Source organism: Streptomyces odonnellii (assembly GCF_000981895.1).
Lineage (GTDB): Bacteria > Actinomycetota > Actinomycetes > Streptomycetales > Streptomycetaceae > Streptomyces > Streptomyces odonnellii.
The window spans coordinates 32376-50654 of the sequence record NZ_LATD01000006.1 but is presented as its reverse complement, the minus strand read 5'-3'; the positions used below and the strand labels follow the sequence as shown (position 1 = coordinate 50654).

The window sequence follows — 18279 nt, the reverse complement described above, 5'->3', positions numbered from 1 at the left end:
CGACATCGCTCAACGGTCCACTTTCTCACCCGGGCCCGACGCGTCCGCGCTTTCCGGTGCGGTGTCCGGTGTCGGGTCACTCGGCTGCTCGGGTTCCGTCTGCTCCTGCCCGGTTTCCGTCCGCTCAGCGGCCGCCTTGCGGGCCACCGCCCGCTTCCGCTGGCTGTACATCTTGACACCGGCCAGCACGAGCAGCAGCACACCGCCGGCGATGACGAGCATCACGGTGGGCGTGATCTCGGAGACCTTCACCTGGAAGGTCATGGAGCTGCCGTACGGCTTGCCGTCCTGCGTGTAGAGCTGCGCGGTCACCTGGACCGGGCCGTTGGCGTTGCCCGCGCCGGTGAACTTCACGGACTGGCTGTGCCCGCCGTCGATCTTGATGGGCCGCTCCGCGACGGCCGCGCCGTCGTCGAGCTTGAGGCGGGTCGGCTTGTCGGACGTGAGGCGCAGCACCAGGTTCTGGACGCCCTGCACCAGCTTGTTCTGCACGGTCACCGGGATGGTGGCGCTGCGTCCCGACAGGGTGAGGACGGACTTCGGGATGAGCTGCACCTCGGTGGTGAGGCCCAGCAGGTAGTTGTCGACGGTGTCGCGGTACTGCTGGGACGAGCCCTGGTCGCCGCGCCACGAGGTCGACATCGCCCGGCCGACCGCGTTGCCGAAGGGCGCGGCCACCCGGTCCGGCGAGCTGAGGATGGCCTTGAAGTTGTCGAGCCGGTTCTGGGTCCTCTTGATGTCGAGGAACGCCTGGGTGGGCAGTTCCCGGTCGCGCAGCTTCTTCGGGTACCGCGAGGCGCCCGGGATCTTGGTGCTGGCCTCGGTGTCGGGCGTGGCCGCCGCCGCGGTGAGCAGATCGGACGGCTCGGTCCAGCGCTCCGCGTCCAGACCGCGCAGCGCGCGTGCCATCGACTGCGCCTGCGCCGCGGTCGGCATCCGTTGCGGGGCGACGACGATGCTGCGCTGGTTGTCGGGTTCCTGGAGCGTCAGGGCCAGCGACTGCGCGAGGAACTTCTGTACGGCGAGGGTGGAGCTGCCCGCGGCCGTCATATCGCCCTGGAAGGCGGTGGAGAGGCGGGTGTCCGCGACCACGGCCGTCGTACCGCCGCCGATCGGCCGTGCGGCGCTGGGGGTGTACGAGAGGTTGTCCTGGAGGCTGTCGCTGCGGGTGATGACGTTGTGGGCGCCCGCCGAGGTCGCGACATCGACGATCGAGGGGTCGATCGCGCCGTCGACGGGCCAGGCGAAGTCGACGGACGGTTTCACGTGGAGCACGGTCTCCACCGTCTTCCCCGCCACGTCCGTGGCGGGCTGAAGGTGGCTGAGCGCGCCGGAGACGTCCTTGCCGCGGTGGGCCAGCGCCGCCAGATCCGGGTCGGCGAACGGCAGGGCGACGACCTTGCGGCCCTGTACGGCCTTCTCCAGGGCGTTGAGCCACTTGATGGCCAGCGCCTGGTTGGTGCCCGCGACGGTGGTGGTTCCGCTCCTGACGCGGTAGCTACGGGTCATCGCGTCGGCGGTCGCGAGCAGATCGGGGTCGATGACCCAGGTGACGGGAAGCTGGTTGCCCAGCGAGACCATCTGCTCCAGCCGCCCGCCGGGGGCCAGCTCCTCAGCGAGACCGTCGTTCTCGAAGACCGGTGTCTGCTGGTCGTCCGAGCCGGTCTCCGCGGAGAGGTGCGTCGACGAGATCAGCGGCCAGAGATAGGTGAGTTCGGTCCGCTTCTCGGTGGCCTCCGGCTGCCAGGGCAGGAAGGTCCGCTGGATGCCCAGCGTCTGTGGGTACGGGGCGGACGAGGTCTGGCCGGTCAGTGAGACGGCGAGCTGGTAGACGCCCTCGTCGTCGAGCCCGAGCTTGTTGACGGGTACGGCGAGGGTGAAGTCCTGGGGGATCCCGGAAGCGAGCTTCGGGAAGGTGACCTTGTACTTGCCGCCGAGCGGAGCCGCGTCGGACGAGGAGCTGCCGGAGCGTGCCGCGGCGTCATCGATGGCGGTCCTGCCGTACAGCCGCGGGCCCACCCGCAGATCCACCTGGGCGTCGGTGACGGTCTTCTTGCCCTTGTTGGTCACCGTGCCGGAGATGGTGAGTGTGTCGCCCTGCACGGGAGCCCCGGGGGACAGCGTGTCCAGCGCCACGGCGACCGTGCGGGAGCCGGTGGGGGCCGCCGTGGGGGTCCCTGTCGTGACCGAGGGCGTGGCATGGGCCATGGGCACCGCCGCTGTGCCGGCCAGGAGACCGGCCAGCAGCGGCGCTCCCGCGATCAGGCAGGCTCTGCGCCGTAGCCGCCGACGGGCAGGAGAGTGACCCATCCCCTGGAAGTCTGCCGCCTCCGCCACGCGCTCGCCCGTCCCTCGTCATCGTTTGCTGCCGTCGGTGGTCTGTCTGTTCCTGCGTCCACGCATGGTAACGATGTGCGCTGTGGCGAAGTGCTGGGGACTGCTCCACATGATCGGAAGAATCTCATGCGCCGCCGGAAACCCGTGCATCGGAGGCTGGGGGCCCGAAACCGGGACGCCAGCACCAGCCGCGGCACGTACCCTTTTCTGTTGTGCCGAATGCCAATGAAGTCAGTCCCAGCGCACTGAGCCAGGTGCAGCGCCGCGCGGTCAGTGAACTGCTGCGGGTGTCCCCCGTCGCCGATGAACTGGCGCGCCGGTTCCAGGATGCCGGATTCGGCCTCGCTCTGGTCGGCGGCTCGGTCAGGGACGCCCTGCTGGGCCGGCTCGGCAATGACCTGGACTTCACCACCGATGCCCGCCCCGAGGACGTTCTGAAGATCGTCAGGCCCTGGGCGGACGCGGTCTGGGAGGTCGGGATCGCCTTCGGCACGGTCGGGGTCCAGAAGGACGCCCGTACCGGGGACACCGTTCAGCGCTTCCAGATCGAGGTGACGACGTACCGCTCGGAAGCGTACGACCGGACGTCGCGCAAACCCGAGGTGTCGTACGGGGACTCCATCGAGGAGGACCTGGTACGCCGGGACTTCACGGTGAACGCGATGGCCGTCGCGCTGCCGCAGAAGGAGTTCATCGATCCTCATGGCGGGCTGGAGGACCTCTCCGCCCGGGTGCTGCGCACACCCAGCACCCCCGAGGAGTCGTTCTCCGACGATCCTCTGCGGATGCTCCGGGCCGCGCGGTTCGCCGCGCAGCTCGACTTCGAGGTCGCTCCGGAGGTGGTCGCGGCCATGAAGGCCATGTCCGGCCGGATCGAGATCGTCTCCGCCGAGCGGGTGCGGGACGAGCTGAACAAGCTGGTGCTCTCCGCGTACCCGCGCAAGGGGCTGGCACTGCTCGTCGACACCGGGCTCGCCGACCGGGTACTGCCGGAGCTGCCGGCCCTGCGGCTGGAGAGCGATGAGCACCACCGGCACAAGGATGTGTACGAGCACTCGCTGACCGTGCTGGAGCAGGCCATCGATCTGGAGGAGGACGGGCCGGACCTGGTGCTGCGCCTGGCCGCTCTGCTGCATGACATCGGCAAGCCCAGAACACGACGCTTCGAGAAGGACGGCCGGGTCTCCTTCCACCACCACGAGATGGTGGGCGCGAAGATGACCAAGAAGCGGCTGACCGCGCTCAAGTACTCCAACGACCTGGTGAAGGACATCTCGCGGCTGGTGGAGCTGCATCTGCGCTTCCATGGCTATGGGGCGGGTGAGTGGACCGATTCCGCGGTGCGCCGGTATGTACGAGACGCCGGGCCGTTGCTGAACAGACTCCACAAGCTGACCCGCTCGGACTGCACCACCCGTAATAAGCGGAAGGCGGCCGCGCTCTCCAGCGCGTACGACGGGCTGGAGGAGCGCATCGCGCAGCTTCAGGAGCAGGAGGAGCTGGACGCCATCAGGCCCGATCTGGACGGCAACCAGATCATGGAGATCCTGAGCGTGGGCCCCGGGCCGGTGATCGGCAAGGCGTACTCGTTCCTGCTGGAGCTGCGGCTGGAGAACGGGCCGATGGAGCACGATGCGGCTGTCGCCGCTCTCAGGGAGTGGTGGGCCGCCGAGGGCTAGTGCCGCCACAGCAGCGCATCAGCGCCACGGTGACGGCCGCATAGAGAACAGCGACTGTCGCCACGAGTGGAACCGACCGGCCATCCGGCGGAAGCATCAGCGCGGCGACCGCCGCAGCCCCGACGAAGGCGACATTGAAGAGGACGTCATATAGGGAGAAGATCCGGCCCCGGAACGCATCGTCCACCGCCGTCTGCACCACGGTGTCCGTGGCGATCTTCGCGCCCTGAGTGATCAGACCGAGAACGAACGCGGCGGTCAGTATGGGTACGGGGGCGAACGGCAGTCCCAGGGCGGGTTCAAGGATGGCCGCCGCCCCCGCGCACGCCGTCATCCAACCGAATGGACCGAGTCGGCCGGCCGCCCAGGGAGTCAGTACCGCTGCGGCGAAGAATCCCGCCCCGGAGACGCCGAGAGCGAGCCCGAGCAGCGCCAGCCCTTCGGAGTCCCGGTCGGTCCAGGCGTACCGGGAGAGCATCAGCACCATCACGGTGAGTGCCCCGTAGCAGAAGCGCATCACCGTCATGGCGGCCAGTGCGCGGGCCGCCCTCCGTCGTTCCCGTAGATGCCGCAGTCCTCCCACGAGCCCTCGTGCGGTGGAGGCCAGGGCGGCACCGAGCCGTGGCTGGACGAGTGCCTTGTCGGGGCCGAGCAGTTCGCGTGCCAGCAGAAGCGAGGTGAGCGCCGCGGTCAGATAGAGGGCGGCGCCCAGCAGCATCACGGCGGCGTCCGAGTCCGAGATCGCCAGCCGTACGCCAAGGGCGAGACCGCCGCCCGCGGTCGCGGCGAGCGTGCCCGCGGTCGGGGAGATCGAGTTTGCGAGGACGAGCCGCTCGTCGTCGACGACATGTGGCAGGGCGGCGGAGAGCCCGGCGAGGACGAACCGGTTGACGGCGGTCACGGACAGCGCCGAGACATAGAAGAGCCAGTCGGGTACGGACACCAGGATCAGCACCGCCGTGGCGCTCGCCAGAACGGCCCGCAGCAGATTGCCGTACAGAAAGACCTGGCGGCGCTGCCAGCGGTCGAGCAGCACACCGGCGAACGGGCCGAGCAGCGAGTACGGCAGCAGTAGTACGGCCATGGCGGACGCGATCGCGGCGGGCGAGGTCTGCTTCTCGGGGGAGAAGACGACGTACGCGGCGAGCGCGACCTGGAAGACCCCGTCGGCCGCCTGGGACAGCAGGCGGACCGACAGCAGCCGGCGGAAGGGGCCGAGGCGCAGGAGTACGCGCAGATCACGTACGACAGGCATGTGAGCCAGCGTCACACACGCACCGGCGGACCATACGAGAAGGGTCACCGGACGGCTGCCCGGTGACCCTTCTCGTATGGCTCATCTGGGGCAAGCGGGCCCCAGGTCCTGTCCGACCGGACAGGACCTAGCGCTCGACCTCGCCCTTGATGAACTTCTCGACGTTCTCCCGCGCCTGATCGTCGAAGTACTGCACCGGCGGGGACTTCATGAAGTACGAGGACGCCGACAGGACAGGGCCGCCGATGCCGCGGTCCTTGGCGATCTTCGCGGCGCGCACCGCGTCGATGATGACCCCTGCGGAGTTCGGGGAGTCCCAGACCTCCAGCTTGTACTCCAGGTTCAGCGGGACATCACCGAAGGCGCGGCCCTCCAGACGGACGTACGCCCACTTGCGGTCGTCGAGCCAGGCGACATAGTCCGACGGGCCGATGTGGACATTGTCCGCGCCCAGATCGCGGTCGGGGATCTGGGAGGTGACGGCCTGGGTCTTGGAGATCTTCTTGGACTCCAGGCGCTCGCGCTCCAGCATGTTCTTGAAGTCCATGTTGCCGCCGACGTTGAGCTGCATCGTACGGTCCAGGACGACACCCCGGTCCTCGAAGAGCTTCGCCATGACGCGGTGTGTGATGGTGGCGCCGACCTGGGACTTGATGTCGTCGCCGACGATCGGGACCCCGGCCTCGGTGAACTTGTCCGCCCACTCCTTCGTACCGGCGATAAAGACGGGAAGGGCGTTGACGAAGGCGACCTTGGCGTCGATGGCGCACTGCGCGTAGTACTTCGCGGCGGCCTCGGATCCCACGGGCAGATAGCAGACGAGCACGTCCACCTGCCTGTCCTTGAGAGTCTGGACGATGTCCACCGGCGCCTCGGAGGACTCCTCGATCGTCTGGCGGTAGTACTTGCCCAGACCGTCGAGGGTGTGGCCGCGCTGGACGGTGACGCCCGTGGCCGGCACGTCGCAGATCTTGATGGTGTTGTTCTCGCTGGCGCCGATGGCGTTCGCGAGGTCGAGACCGACCTTCTTCGCGTCGACGTCGAAGGCGGCGACGAACTCGATGTCCCGCACGTGGTACTCGCCGAACTGGACGTGCATCAGACCCGGTACCTTGCCCGCCGGGTCGGCGTCCTTGTAGTACTCGACGCCTTGCACCAGCGAGGCGGCGCAGTTCCCCACGCCGACGATGGCTACGCGAACCGAACCCATTCCGGTTGCTCCCTGTGATCAGTGTGCGTGATGAGACCCTGCGGAGATGCAGGACCTCACTTGGTGGTGTCCGCGGACGGATCCGGTCCGGCACGTCCCGGGGGCGTACCCCCGGGAACGTCCCGGCGCCGGGGCAGGCCATCCGCTTCCCCCGATGTGTCTCCCTGCTCGGCGGGCACCTCGGGACTGGACCGTCGCTGGTCCCGTCCCGCCCGCTCGCTCTCGATGAGCTCGTTCAGCCAGCGCACTTCGCGCTCCACGGACTCCATTCCGTGGCGCTGCAGCTCAAGCGTGTAGTCGTCGAGGCGCTCGCGTGTACGGGCCAGAGAGGCGCGCATCTTCTCCAGACGCTCCTCCAGCCGGCTGCGCCGGCCCTCCAGCACCCGCATCCGCACCTCGCGCTCCGTCTGCCCGAAGAAGGCGAACCGGGCAGCGAAGTGCTCGTCCTCCCACGCGTCGGGCCCGGTGTGCGACAGGAGCTCCTCGAAGTGCTCCTTACCTTCCGCCGTCAGCCGGTAGACGATCTTGGCTCGCCGCCCCGCGAGCGAGGCGGCGAGCGCGTCCTCCAGAGCGCTCCCGGGCTCCTCGATCAACCAGCCGTTGGCGACCAGCGTCTTGAGGCAGGGGTAGAGCGTTCCGTAGCTGAAGGCCCGGAAGATCCCCAGCGAGGTGTTGAGCCGTTTCCGCAGCTCATACCCGTGCATGGGGGACTCGCGGAGCAGACCGAGGACAGCGAACTCGAGGATGCCCGAGCGTCGGCTCACCCTGCGCCTCCTCCACTGTCCGGGAACCTTATTTCGTTCTGATGTATCGACTCGATACATCCCGACGATAGAACGGAGAGGCTGAGGGGACAAGCGGGGCCATCGTGAACGGCATCACATTGACAATTCTCAGGAAGTAACTTGCCTGATTTGAGATGAACTTCAGTACTCGGAGGGTTTTGGCCGTGCGTAGTCTGTGCGGCATGGAGACCACCGGGAACCGAGTGACGCGACTGAGCGTCAAGACTGTCGGGTTACCGGCTGTCTGCCGGATGAGCCCCATGCCGGGATGGTCCGTATTCATTTCGGGGGGACCGGAACTCAACTGCCGCTTCCAGGCGTCCGCGCCTGCCCGAGGAGTAGTCGTTCGATGAGTGAGCACCGTCGCAAACAGCCGCAGCCGCAAGGTGGCGGACGTGCCGCGGCCAGGCGCGCGGCCCAGCAGCCCCCAGGCCGCCGCGCTGCCCCTTCCCACGGGACCCCTTCGGTCTCCCACTCTGATTCCTACGACGAGGAGCCCCCCTACGGAGGACGCGCCGCAGCCAGGCGTGCCGCCCAGCGGGGCGGCCGTCGGCGCGGAGGAGGCGGCCCCGAAGGGCCCGGCCGTGGCGCGGGCCCCGGCAAGAAGCGGCTGATCGACTATCCGCGGTACGGCAAGTACGGCTGGCGGCGCTGGGTGCCGTCCTGGAGACAGACCACCGCTCTGTCGATCGGCTTCCTCGGCTCCATCCTGGCCGCGGGCACGATCGCGTACGCCGTGGTCTCGGTGCCCAAGGACAGCCAGGCGTCGCAGGCGGAGAACAATGTCTACTACTGGGACGACGGCACCCAGATGGTCGCCACCGGTGGTGAGGTCAACCGGCAGATCGTCGGGATCGAGAGCATCCCGAAGGCGATGCAGTTCGCGGTGATCTCCGCGGAGAACAAGTCCTTCTACGAGGACCCCGGTGTCGACTTCATGGGCATCGGCCGGGCGCTGTTCAACATGGCCAGGGGCGGCGACACGCAGGGTGGCTCGACCATCACCCAGCAGTACGTCAAGAACGCCCGCCTCGGTGACCAGAGCCAGACCCTCAGCCGTAAGTTCAAGGAGATGTTCATCTCCATGAAGGTCGGCACGGACATGGACAAGCCCGAAATTCTGGCGGGCTATCTGAACACCTCGTACTACGGTCGCGGCGCGTATGGCATCCAGGCGGCGGCCCGTACGTACTACGGCAAGGACGCGTCGAAGCTGAACCCGAGCGAGTGCGCCTTCCTGGCCGCGCTCCTCAAGGGCGCGACGCTGTACGACCCCGCCGGGGCCACCGAGATCAACTCGATCGCCACCCCCGCGGCCAACACCGAGCGGGCCACTGAGCGCTGGGCCTGGATTCTCGACGAGATGGTCAAGGACAACCGCCTCGACGCCGCCGAGCGCGCCAAGTACACCGAGTTCCCGATGCCCGACCCGCCGAAGAAGAACGCGCAGCTCGGTGGGCAGATCGGCTATCTGGTCGACCTCGCCAAGGCGTACTTCGTGAACAACAACGACCAAGGCATCACGGCCGACATGCTCACCACCGGCGGCTATGAGATCCACACGACCTTCAACAAGAAGAAGGTCGAGCAGCTCAGAAAAGCCGTCGAGACGGTCTACGACGCCAATATCGATCCCAAGAAGCGTCCCAAGACCGATACGCACGTCCAGTTCGGCGGCGCCTCCGTCGAGCCCGCGACGGGGAAGATCGTCGCCATCTACGGCGGCGCGGACGCCACCAAGCACTTCACCAACAACGCCGATCAGACGGGTGCGCAGGTCGGATCGACCTTCAAGCCGTTCGTGCTGGCCGCGGCGATGGACAAGGGCGTGCGCGACCCCAGCGGACCGCCGGAACAGGGCCAGGGCGAGCGCACCCAGATCTCGCCGGACAAGACGAAGTACAACGGCGACAACAAGCTGAAGATCAAGAACTACGACGGGTCGATCTGGACCAACGAAGAGGACAAGGAGTGGCTCCAGCGGAACGACGGCGACGAGTCGTACGGCGACATCGATCTGCGCGAGGCCATGCGTGAATCCGCCAACTCCCCCTTCGTCCAGCTCGGTATGGACGTGGGTATCCCGGTGGTGCGGGACTACGCGATCCGCTCCGGCCTGCTGGACAGTTCCCTCAGCAAGTCCGATGTGCCGTCGTTCTCGATCGGCATCTCCGACCCCAGCGCCATCCGTATGGCGGGCGCGTACGCGACGTTCGCGTCCAGCGGCAAGCAGCGCGACCCGTACTCGGTCACCGAGGTGAAGAAGAACGGCAAGTCCGTCTTCAAGCACGAGGTGAAGACGGAGACGGCGTTCCCGGCCGCGGTCGCGGACAATGTCACGGACGTCCTGAAGACCGTGGTGGAGGACGGCACCGGTACGAACGCCCAGCTCGAAGGGCGTGAGGTGGCGGGCAAGACCGGTACCACCGACGGCAACAAGTCGGCCTGGTTCGTGGGCTACACCCCGCAGCTCTCGACCGCCATCGACATGTACCGGCTGGACGACGACGCGAACAACAAGCACCGCGAGTTCCTTGAGATGTTCGGCACCGGTGGCCAGGAGAAGATCCACGGTGCGTCGTTCCCGTCCGAGATCTGGCACGACTACATGGAGCAGGCGCTGAAGGGCCAGCCGACCGAGACGTTCCCCAAGCCCGAGCCCATCGGCGAGGCCTGGTGGGGCGGCGGCGCCGAGAGCCCGACCCCGACGCCGACCGAGACGCCCTCCGAGACGCCTTCGGAGACCCCGTCCGAGACGCCGTCGGAGACTCCGTCCAAGGAGGAACCGCCCACGCCGAGCGACAGTTGCACGCAGCTCTTCGGCTGCGGTGACAACGGCGGTGGCAATCAGGGCGGTGGCAACAACGGAGGCGGCAACAACGGCGGTGGCAACAACGGCGGTGGCAGCGGCGGCGGAGTCACCAACTCCCCGTCGGCGACCAATACCGATCCGGGCGGCGGCCAGAACGGCGGCTCCGACGGAGGCTTCTTCGGGGGCACCGGAGGGTAGGACCGTCCGCCCCGTCAAACCCTGATTGACGGCCGACACGAGGGCCGTCGCACCGGTCACGTACAGACTCTCTGTACGTACGGTGCGGCGGCCCTCGTCGCGTTCATGGGCGCGTACGGCAGGATGGGCGCCATGCCGAGCGCAGAAGAGACAACCGTGCACCAGGACCCGCCGGTCGTGGCCCCCACCCGGCGGGACGAGATCGCCGCGGCCGGCAGCGAGCTGATCGGCGGCCCGATCGGGCGCTGGGCCTGGCTCGGCAGCAGTCGGCTCACACCCGTGCGCGTGGTCGCTCTGGTCGCGATCGGCATGTTCGCGCTGGGCATGGTGCAGAAGATGCCCTGTTACGACTGGGCGTGGTTCCGGGGCGCCAGCTCCCAGTACACCCATGCCTGCTACTCGGACATTCCGCATCTCTTCCTGGGGCGCGGCTTCGCCGACAACCTCGTGCCGTACTTCGACCGGCTGAACGGCGACATGCAGTACCTGGAGTACCCCGTACTCACCGGCCTCTTCATGGAGGTCGCCTCCTGGCTCACCCCGGGCGGCTCCATCCAGTACCGCGAGCAGATGTACTGGATGGTCAACGCGGGGATGCTGATGATCTGCGCCGTGGTCATCGCGGTCTGTGTCGCCCGTACCCACCGGCGGCGCCCCTGGGACGCGCTGCTGGTCGCCCTCGCTCCCGCCTTCGCGCTGACCGCCACCATCAACTGGGATCTGCTGGCCGTGGCGCTGACCGCCGCGGCGATGCTGATGTGGTCGCGCGGCCGGAATCTGGCCTTCGGCATCCTCATCGGGCTCGCGACCGCCGCCAAGCTCTATCCCGTACTGCTGCTGGGACCGCTGTTCGTGCTGTGCTGGCGGGCCGGGAGGTTCCGGGAGTTCGGGACGGCCCTGCTGGGCACGGCGGGCGCGTGGCTGGTGGTGAATCTGCCGGTGATGGTGCTCGCGCCCGAGGGTTGGAAGAAGTTCTACACCTTCAGCCAGGAGCGGCAGGTCGACTTCGGCTCGTTCTGGCTGATCATCACCCAGCGCACGGGCAAGTCCCTGGAGGTCGGCACCGTCAACACCTATGCGATGGTGCTGATGGTGCTGGCGTGCGCGGGGATCGGCGCGCTGGCCCTGATGGCTCCGCGCAGGCCGCGGTTCGCGCAGCTCGCCTTCCTGGTCGTGGCCGCGTTCATCCTGACCAACAAGGTCTACTCGCCGCAGTACGTCCTGTGGCTGGTCCCGCTGGCCGCGCTGGCCCGGCCGCGCTGGCGCGATTTCCTGATCTGGCAGGCCTGCGAGGTCATGTACTTCCTGGGCATCTGGATGTACCTCGCGTACACGACCAGCGGCGACGCCCACAAGGGGCTGCCCACGGAGGGCTACCAGCTCGCGATCGCCGTGCACCTGGCCGGGACGCTCTACCTGTGCGCGATGGTCGTACGGGACGCCCTGCTGCCCGAGCGGGACGGCGTACGGACGGACGGTACGGACGACCCCTCGGGCGGGGTGCTGGACGGCGCGGAGGACAGGTTCGTACTCGGACAGTCGTACCGCCTGGCGGAGTACCAGGCCCAGACGGCGGAGGCGCCACGCGTCGAGTGGGGAACGCGCCCGCCCGAGGCCGGCTGAGCAGTTTCGGAGGCCTCGGGGTTCCCGGGGCCTCCGAAACTGCTCTCAGGCGCTCAGAGCGCTTTTGAGGGCGCTCCGAGGCGTGAACGTACGGTTTGGAGGGGCCGAGCGGGGGTCCACTGCGGCGGACTGAGCGGTCTCAGCGGTCGACCAGGCGGTCGAACTGGGTCGTCGTGTGGCGCAGATGGGCCACCAGTTCGTCGCCGACCTTGGGCTCGTCGGCCTCCGACGGTACGAACAGGATCGACACCTGCATGTGCGGCGGCTCCGCGAACCAGCGCTGCTTGCCGGCCCAGACGAACGGCGACAGATTGCGGTTGACCGTGGCCAGCCCGGCCCGGGCGACGCCCTTGGCACGCGGCATCACACCGTGCAGGGCCTTGGGAGCCTCCAGGCCGACGCCATGGGACGTACCGCCCGCGACGACCACCAGCCAGCCGTCGGAGGCCACCTTCTGCTGGCGGTAGCCGAACCGGTCCCCCTTGATGACCCTGGTGACATCCAGGACGGAGCCGCGGTACTCCGTGGCCTCATGGTCGCCGAGCCAGAGCCGCGTGCCGATACGGGCGCGGAAACGGGTCTGCGGGAACTGCTGCTGCAACCGCGCCAGCTCGCTGGAGCGGAGATGGCTGACGAACATGGTGTGCAGCGGGAGCCGCGCCGCCCGCAGCCGGTCCATCCAGCCGATGACCTCCTCGACCGCGTCGGAACCGTCCGTACGGTCGAGCGGGAGGTGCAGGGCGAAGCCCTCCAGCCGTACGTCCTCGATGGCCGCGTGCAACTGGCCCAGCTCCTCCTCCTTGACGCCATGGCGCTTCATGGAGGACATGCACTCGATGACGACACGGGCGCCCACCAGCGCGAACACCCCGTCGACGGACGAGACGGAGCGGATCACCCGGTCGGGCAGCGGCACCGGCTCCTCGCCGCGCCTGAAGGGGGTCAGTACGAGCAGGTCACCGCTGAACCAGTCCTTGATCCGGGCCGCCTCGTAGATCGTGCCGACCGCGAGCGTGTCGGAGCCGAAGCGGGTCGTCTCGTCGGCGAGACGCTCATGCCCGAAGCCGTAGCCATTGCCCTTGCAGACCGGGACGAGCCCGGGGAACTGCTCGATGACCGACTTCTGGTGCGCCCGCCAGCGCGCGGTGTCGACGTAGAGGGAGAGCGCCATGCCGGTCCGGAACCTTTCTCTTGGCTGCGGTATGAGGAATGAAGATTATGGGGGATATAGGGGATTCTGGGTGCCTCGCGGAAGTGTCCGGGGCCCATCATCGCGGTTAACGGCATGCCGTGCCGCCGGTCAACGACGCGACATGTAGATGTCGAGCGCCTTGTGGAGCAGTTTGTTGAGCGGGAAGTCCCACTCGCCCACGTACTCCACGGCCTCGCCGCCGGTGCCCACCTTGAACTGGATCAGACCGAAGAGATGGTCGGTCTCGTCGAGCGAGTCGGAGATGCCGCGCAGGTCGTAGACGGTGGCGCCCATGGCGTAGGCGTCGCGCAGCATCCGCCACTGCATCGCGTTCGAGGGCCTGACCTCGCGCTTGTGGTTGGCGGACGCGCCGTACGAGTACCAGACATGGCCGCCGACGATCAGCATCGTCGCCGCCGCGACGTTCTCGCCCTCGTGACGGGCGAAGTAGAGGCGCATACGGTTGGGGTCCTCGGCGTTCAGGACGGACCACATGCGCTGGAAGTACGAGAGCGGGCGCGGGCGGAAGTGGTCGCGCACCGCGGTGATCTCGTACAGGCGCTGCCACTCGGCGAGATCGTCGTAGCCGCCCTGGACGACATCGACGCCGGCCTTCTCGGCCTTCTTGATGTTGCGGCGCCAGAGCTGGTTGAAGCCCTTGAGCACGTCGTCCAGCGAGCGGTTGGCGAGGGGCACCTGGAAGACATAGCGCGGCTGTACGTCACCGAAGCCGGCGCCGCCGTCCTCGCCCTGCTGCCAGCCCATCTTGCGCAGCCGGTCGGACACTTCGAAGGCGCGCGGCTCGATGTGCGTGGCCTCGACATCGCGCAGCCGCTTGACGTCCGGGTCCTGGATACCGGACTTGATGGCGTTCGCGTCCCAGCGGCGGATGACGACGGGCGGCCCCATCTTCACGGAGAAGGCGCCCTGCTGCTTGAGGTGCGCCAGCATCGGCTGGAGCCACTCGTCGAGGTTGGGGGCGTACCAGTTGATCACGGGGCCCTCGGGCAGATACGCCAAGTACCGCTTGATCTTGGGGAGCTGACGGTAGAGGACCAGGCCGGCCCCGACGAGCTGGTCGTTCTTGTCGAACCAGCCCAGATTCTCGGAGCGCCACTCCGTCTTGACGTCAGCCCATGCCGGGACCTGGCAGTGACTCGCCGCGGGCAGGCTCTGGATGTACGCCAGATGCTGCTCTCGGCTGATGGTCCTCAGGGTAAGGCTCATGCGGGGCGCTCCTCGGCAGGTGTGTCCCCATGGATACAGGGGCTCCGGCTCTCGCGCCGAAGCCTACTGCGCCGATGGAGCACCCCGTCTGGCCCTGTGGACAGTGGACCTCAGCCGATCACTCCGCCGAAGAGTCCGCCGTGCGCCATTCCGAGGAAGAAGCCGACCGCTGAGGCGCCCAGACCGATGATGGTCAGAAAGCGTTCACGTGTGGTCACGGAGACAAACTGCCCGTACGCGCCGGTGAGGATTCCGATCAGTCCGGCCCATGAACTGAGCAGATGCAGGTTGTAGAAGAAGGCGGAGAAGAAGGCGAGCAGTCCCAGCGCCAGCGTCACGCCCATCAGGATGTCCTGGCGGGGATGACGCTTGCCGTCCGTGGAGAAGAGAGAGGTGGCGGAGTTCGGTCGCATTGCCTGTGCCATGTGGCACCTCCTGGCCATAGCCGGAAGGCGGCGCATCGTAGCGTCGCACACACCCGATGTATACAGATTGCGTCCGCCTGCGGCCGGATTTCAAGCGGAAGGCGGGGTGCGGGTAGTCTGTACGTTCTGCACCGGTGTCTGCCCAGGCGTGTGCCCCTCGTACCGCCGAGCTTGTCAGAGGCGGCCGATACCGTTGCGTACGCATCACGACCCTCCTGCCACGGAACGACCGTGGCCGCTGAGTCCAAAGGAGGTGGGTTCCACATGCGTCACTACGAAGTGATGGTCATCCTCGACCCCGATCTCGAGGAGCGCGCTGTCTCCCCGCTGATCGAGAACTTCCTCTCCGTCGTCCGTGAGGGCAACGGAAAGGTCGAGAAGGTCGACACCTGGGGCCGTCGTCGTCTCTCCTACGAGATCAAGAAGAAGCCCGAGGGCATCTACTCGGTCATCGACCTCCAGGCCGAGCCGGCCGTCGTCAAGGAGCTCGACCGGCAGATGAATCTGAACGAGTCGGTCCTCCGGACCAAGGTCCTCCGTCCCGAGACCCACTGAGCATCCGGCTCAGCGGTCATCGGGGCCGAACGGCTCCGAGTAGTTCTTCGAGTAGCACAGCAGCCAGAAGCAATCCCCGCCGAGAGGTTCACCCATGGCAGGCGAGACCGTCATCACGGTCGTCGGCAATCTCGTCGACGACCCCGAGCTGCGCTTCACCCCGTCCGGTGCGGCGGTCGCGAAGTTCCGCGTCGCGTCCACTCCTCGTACCTTCGACCGGCAGACCAATGAGTGGAAGGACGGCGAGAGCCTGTTCCTGACCTGCTCGGTCTGGCGCCAGGCGGCGGAGAACGTCGCCGAGTCGCTCCAGCGAGGCATGCGCGTCGTCGTGCAGGGCCGGCTGAAGCAGCGGTCGTACGAGGACCGCGAGGGCGTCAAGCGCACGGTCTACGAGCTGGATGTCGAGGAAGTCGGCCCCAGCCTCAAGAACGCCACGGCCAAGGTCACCAAGACCACCGGCCGCGGTGGCCAGGGTGGCTACGGCGGCGGCCAGGGCGGCGGCAACTGGGGCGGCGGCCCCGGTGGCGGCGGCCAGCAGGGCGGCGGCGGGGCTCCCGCCGACGACCCGTGGGCGACCAGTGCACCGGCCGGCGGCCAGCAGTCGCAGGGCGGCGGGGGCAATGGAGGCGGCTGGGGCGGAAGCTCCGGCGGTGGCTACTCGGACGAGCCCCCCTTCTAGGGCGGGCCCGTACCCCCACTTCTTGATCACACAGGAGAAACACCATGGCGAAGCCGCCTGTGCGCAAGCCTAAGAAGAAGGTCTGCGCGTTCTGCAAGGACAAGACCCAGTACGTGGACTACAAGGACACGAACATGCTGCGGAAGTTCATTTCCGACCGCGGCAAGATCCGTGCCCGCCGCGTCACCGGCAACTGCACTCAGCACCAGCGTGATGTCGCCACGGCCGTCAAGAACAGCCGTGAGATGGCGCTGCTGCCCTACACGTCCACCGCGCGATAAGGGAAGGGTGACCGACTGATGAAGATCATCCTCACCCACGAGGTCTCCGGCCTCGGTGCCGCCGGCGACGTCGTCGACGTCAAGGACGGCTACGCTCGCAACTACCTGGTCCCGCGCGGTTTCGCGATCCGCTGGACCAAGGGCGGCGAGAAGGACGTGGCGCAGATCCGCCGCGCCCGCAAGATCCACGAGATCGCGACCATCGAGCAGGCCAACGAGGTCAAGGCCCGCCTTGAAGCCGTCAAGGTGCGTCTGGCTGTTCGCTCCGGCGACGCCGGCCGTCTCTTCGGCTCCGTCACCCCGGCCGACCTCGCTTCGGCGATCAAGTCCGCTGGTGGTCCGGAGGTCGACAAGCGCCGTATCGAGCTGGGCGCGCCGATCAAGACCCTGGGCTCGCACCAGGTGTCCGTACGTCTGCACCCCGAGGTCGCCGCGAAGCTCGGCATCGAGGTTGTCGCCGCGTAAGCGTTGCGCTCGGTAGAGCATGGAGAGGGCCGCATCCCGCGTGGGGTGCGGCCCTCTTGCCGTGATCGGGCTGCCGTTCTCCCGCTGCCGTTGTCCGGCTGCTGTTGTCCGGTGATGTTTCACGTGAAACACGTCAGTCGCGTGTCTGACGGCCGAACAGATGCGCGTCGATGTCGGTCGGCGTGGAGTGCGTTACATCGTTCGGCCGACAGCGGTCGCTGGTGGTCATCAGCCGCGATGTCATGACAGTGCGACCCGCGCTCGGAGCGGATCCGGTTCGCGACCCTCCTCAGGAAATCGAGCCTCCATCAGACCCGCATCGCGACACGGAGCGGCACCGCCACAGGTGAGACAAGAGGGGACAATATTCTGCATAAGCGACGGAATTGAACGGAGTGGGCGATGGCGCGTCCCTGGCTGACGGTGGCGGCACAGGTGGTGCCCATTCCGCTCGGGTTACTGCTCAGCGGTGCTCTGGTCTGGGGTGCCACCAATGCCGACTGGAGCGGGACCACCAGCAACGACGGCAACAGGTGGACCGCCAGCTCGCTGGGGCTGGCCAACGACAGCAAGGTGTCCATGTTCCGCGTCAAGGACATGCACCCCGGCGATACGGGCTCCAACTGCATCAGGATCAAGTCGAACGCCGACTTTCCCACCGCGCTCAAGCTGTACAGCGTGGCAACGAACTGGCCCAGCAACTTCCAGTCCTTCATCAACCTCAAAATCGACGTGGGCAGCGGCGGCAGCTCAGGAAACTGCAAAGGCTTCACTCCGCACAGGTCCGCGTTCGACGGCACCCTGGACACCTTCGTCTCCTTGAACACCGACTTCCGCACCGGCCTGGGACCCTGGACCCTGCCCGGCAAGCCTCCCAACTCGCTGACGTTTCGCTTCGCGTGGCAGTTCAGCCCGAGCGCACCCGACACCGCGCAGAACGAGGACACCAACGAGGTGACCTTCACATGGGAAGCGCGGGATCACGAGTGACTCTCCCGAATGACCTGGCCATCGGAGTGCTCCGCCGGCCCGCGACTGAGGGCGCCCCGCACCCGATGCGCGTGGTCACCTCGGTCATCTCACGTACCGTGCTCGGCTCGATGGCCGGGCTGCTGGTGTGGGCGCAGTTGCCCGTGGCGGTGCTGGGCTGGACAGCGGGCGTGGTCCAGTCCGGCTCCATGCGTCCCGCCCTTGTGCCGGGCGATGTCGTTCTCTACCAGCCACCACCGCGCGACAGCGCACCGGCGGTGGGCCACATCGTGCTGACCGAGGACCCCACCCGACCGAACCGTCTGCTCACCCATCGGGTCCATCACGTACTTCCCAACAAGTCCCTGATCACCAAAGGCGACGCCAACTCCGCACCGGACTCGACCCCGGTACGGCCCGCGGCACTCCAAGGCGTAGCGCGGTTGCGCGTGCCCTGGATCGGGCTGCCGGTCCAGCTCTGGCGCGCAAGGCAGCCCGTGCCCGTGGCGATCGTGCTGCTCGGACTTGCCACTCTGCTCACGTTTGCCGTTCTGCCCCTGCGCAGCCGCAGCCCGCAGAAGCAGTGA

Annotated in this window: 16 protein-coding genes; 9 read left to right on the top strand and 7 right to left on the bottom strand. The window is 67.6% G+C overall.

Features of this window, described 5'->3' with window-relative positions; genetic code table 11:
* Nucleotides 1–9 precede the first annotated feature (9 nt).
* A complete protein-coding gene (locus tag WH07_RS01255) occupies nt 10–2337 on the bottom strand; it encodes a DUF6049 family protein (RefSeq protein WP_046494322.1) in 2328 nt (775 codons plus the stop codon).
* Nucleotides 2338–2549: 212 nt separating this feature from the next.
* Here WH07_RS01255 and WH07_RS01250 point away from each other — a divergent pair, with 212 nt between their 5' ends.
* Nucleotides 2550–4016 (top strand): CCA tRNA nucleotidyltransferase, encoded by a 1467-nt coding sequence (locus WH07_RS01250; protein WP_198533694.1) that lies wholly within the window; start codon nt 2550–2552, stop codon nt 4014–4016.
* Here WH07_RS01250 and WH07_RS01245 read toward each other — a convergent pair.
* The 3 genes from WH07_RS01245 to WH07_RS01235 form a co-directional block, all read right to left on the bottom strand.
* On the bottom strand, nt 3988–5271 hold the full coding sequence (locus WH07_RS01245; protein ID WP_046494364.1) for an MFS transporter: 1284 nt from the start codon (nt 5269–5271) through the stop codon (nt 3988–3990). The two genes, WH07_RS01250 and WH07_RS01245, sit on opposite strands and share 29 nt — an antisense overlap.
* A gap of 127 nt (nt 5272–5398) precedes the next feature.
* The gene (locus tag WH07_RS01240; RefSeq protein WP_046494319.1) at nt 5399–6481 is read right to left on the bottom strand and encodes an inositol-3-phosphate synthase; all 1083 of its coding nucleotides are present in this window, start codon (nt 6479–6481) and stop codon (nt 5399–5401) included.
* A gap of 56 nt (nt 6482–6537) precedes the next feature.
* Entirely contained in the window at nt 6538–7245 is a 708-nt protein-coding gene (locus WH07_RS01235) for a PadR family transcriptional regulator (protein ID WP_046494318.1), read from the bottom strand.
* Nucleotides 7246–7615: 370 nt separating this feature from the next.
* On the opposite strand from WH07_RS01235, the gene WH07_RS01230 reads away from it, so the two are divergent.
* Together WH07_RS01230 and WH07_RS01225 are read left to right on the top strand one after the other, a co-directional pair.
* A complete protein-coding gene (locus WH07_RS01230; RefSeq protein WP_046494317.1) occupies nt 7616–10276 on the top strand; it encodes a transglycosylase domain-containing protein in 2661 nt (886 codons plus the stop codon).
* Between the two features lie 132 nt (nt 10277–10408).
* Nucleotides 10409–11899, top strand: coding sequence for a glycosyltransferase family 87 protein (locus WH07_RS01225; protein WP_046494315.1), 1491 nt, complete (start codon nt 10409–10411; stop codon nt 11897–11899).
* Between the two features lie 139 nt (nt 11900–12038).
* Here the strand turns inward: WH07_RS01225 and WH07_RS01220 are convergent, their stop codons facing one another.
* The 3 genes from WH07_RS01220 to WH07_RS01210 form a co-directional block, all read right to left on the bottom strand.
* Nucleotides 12039–13070: an alanine racemase gene (locus WH07_RS01220; protein WP_046494314.1), complete on the bottom strand. Its 1032-nt coding sequence runs from the start codon at nt 13068–13070 to the stop codon at nt 12039–12041.
* A gap of 129 nt (nt 13071–13199) precedes the next feature.
* Nucleotides 13200–14318 (bottom strand): lipid II:glycine glycyltransferase FemX, encoded by a 1119-nt coding sequence (locus tag WH07_RS01215; protein ID WP_046494313.1) that lies wholly within the window; start codon nt 14316–14318, stop codon nt 13200–13202.
* A 110-nt stretch (nt 14319–14428) separates the two neighbouring features.
* Nucleotides 14429–14743, bottom strand: coding sequence for a hypothetical protein (locus WH07_RS01210; RefSeq protein ID WP_046494312.1), 315 nt, complete (start codon nt 14741–14743; stop codon nt 14429–14431).
* A 264-nt stretch (nt 14744–15007) separates the two neighbouring features.
* Here WH07_RS01210 and rpsF point away from each other — a divergent pair, with 264 nt between their 5' ends.
* The 6 genes from rpsF to WH07_RS01180 all read left to right on the top strand — a co-directional run bounded on the left by rpsF (nt 15008) and on the right by WH07_RS01180 (nt 18279).
* Nucleotides 15008–15298 carry a 30S ribosomal protein S6 gene (rpsF, locus tag WH07_RS01205; protein WP_006604399.1) on the top strand — a complete coding sequence of 97 codons (291 nt, stop codon included), beginning with the start codon at nt 15008–15010 and terminating at the stop codon, nt 15296–15298.
* 94 nt (nt 15299–15392) lie between these two features.
* A complete protein-coding gene (locus WH07_RS01200; protein ID WP_046494311.1) occupies nt 15393–15977 on the top strand; it encodes a single-stranded DNA-binding protein in 585 nt (194 codons plus the stop codon).
* A gap of 44 nt (nt 15978–16021) precedes the next feature.
* Nucleotides 16022–16258 (top strand): 30S ribosomal protein S18, encoded by a 237-nt coding sequence (gene rpsR, locus WH07_RS01195; RefSeq protein ID WP_003967857.1) that lies wholly within the window; start codon nt 16022–16024, stop codon nt 16256–16258.
* A gap of 18 nt (nt 16259–16276) precedes the next feature.
* Nucleotides 16277–16723: a 50S ribosomal protein L9 gene (gene rplI / locus WH07_RS01190; protein WP_046494303.1), complete on the top strand. Its 447-nt coding sequence runs from the start codon at nt 16277–16279 to the stop codon at nt 16721–16723.
* A gap of 402 nt (nt 16724–17125) precedes the next feature.
* Complete coding sequence (locus tag WH07_RS01185) at nt 17126–17713, top strand: hypothetical protein (protein WP_046494302.1); 588 nt, start codon at nt 17126–17128, stop codon at nt 17711–17713.
* Nucleotides 17710–18279, top strand: a complete 570-nt coding sequence (locus WH07_RS01180) for a S26 family signal peptidase (RefSeq protein WP_046494301.1) — start codon at nt 17710–17712, stop codon at nt 18277–18279. Before WH07_RS01185 ends, WH07_RS01180 begins: the two co-directional genes overlap by 4 nt.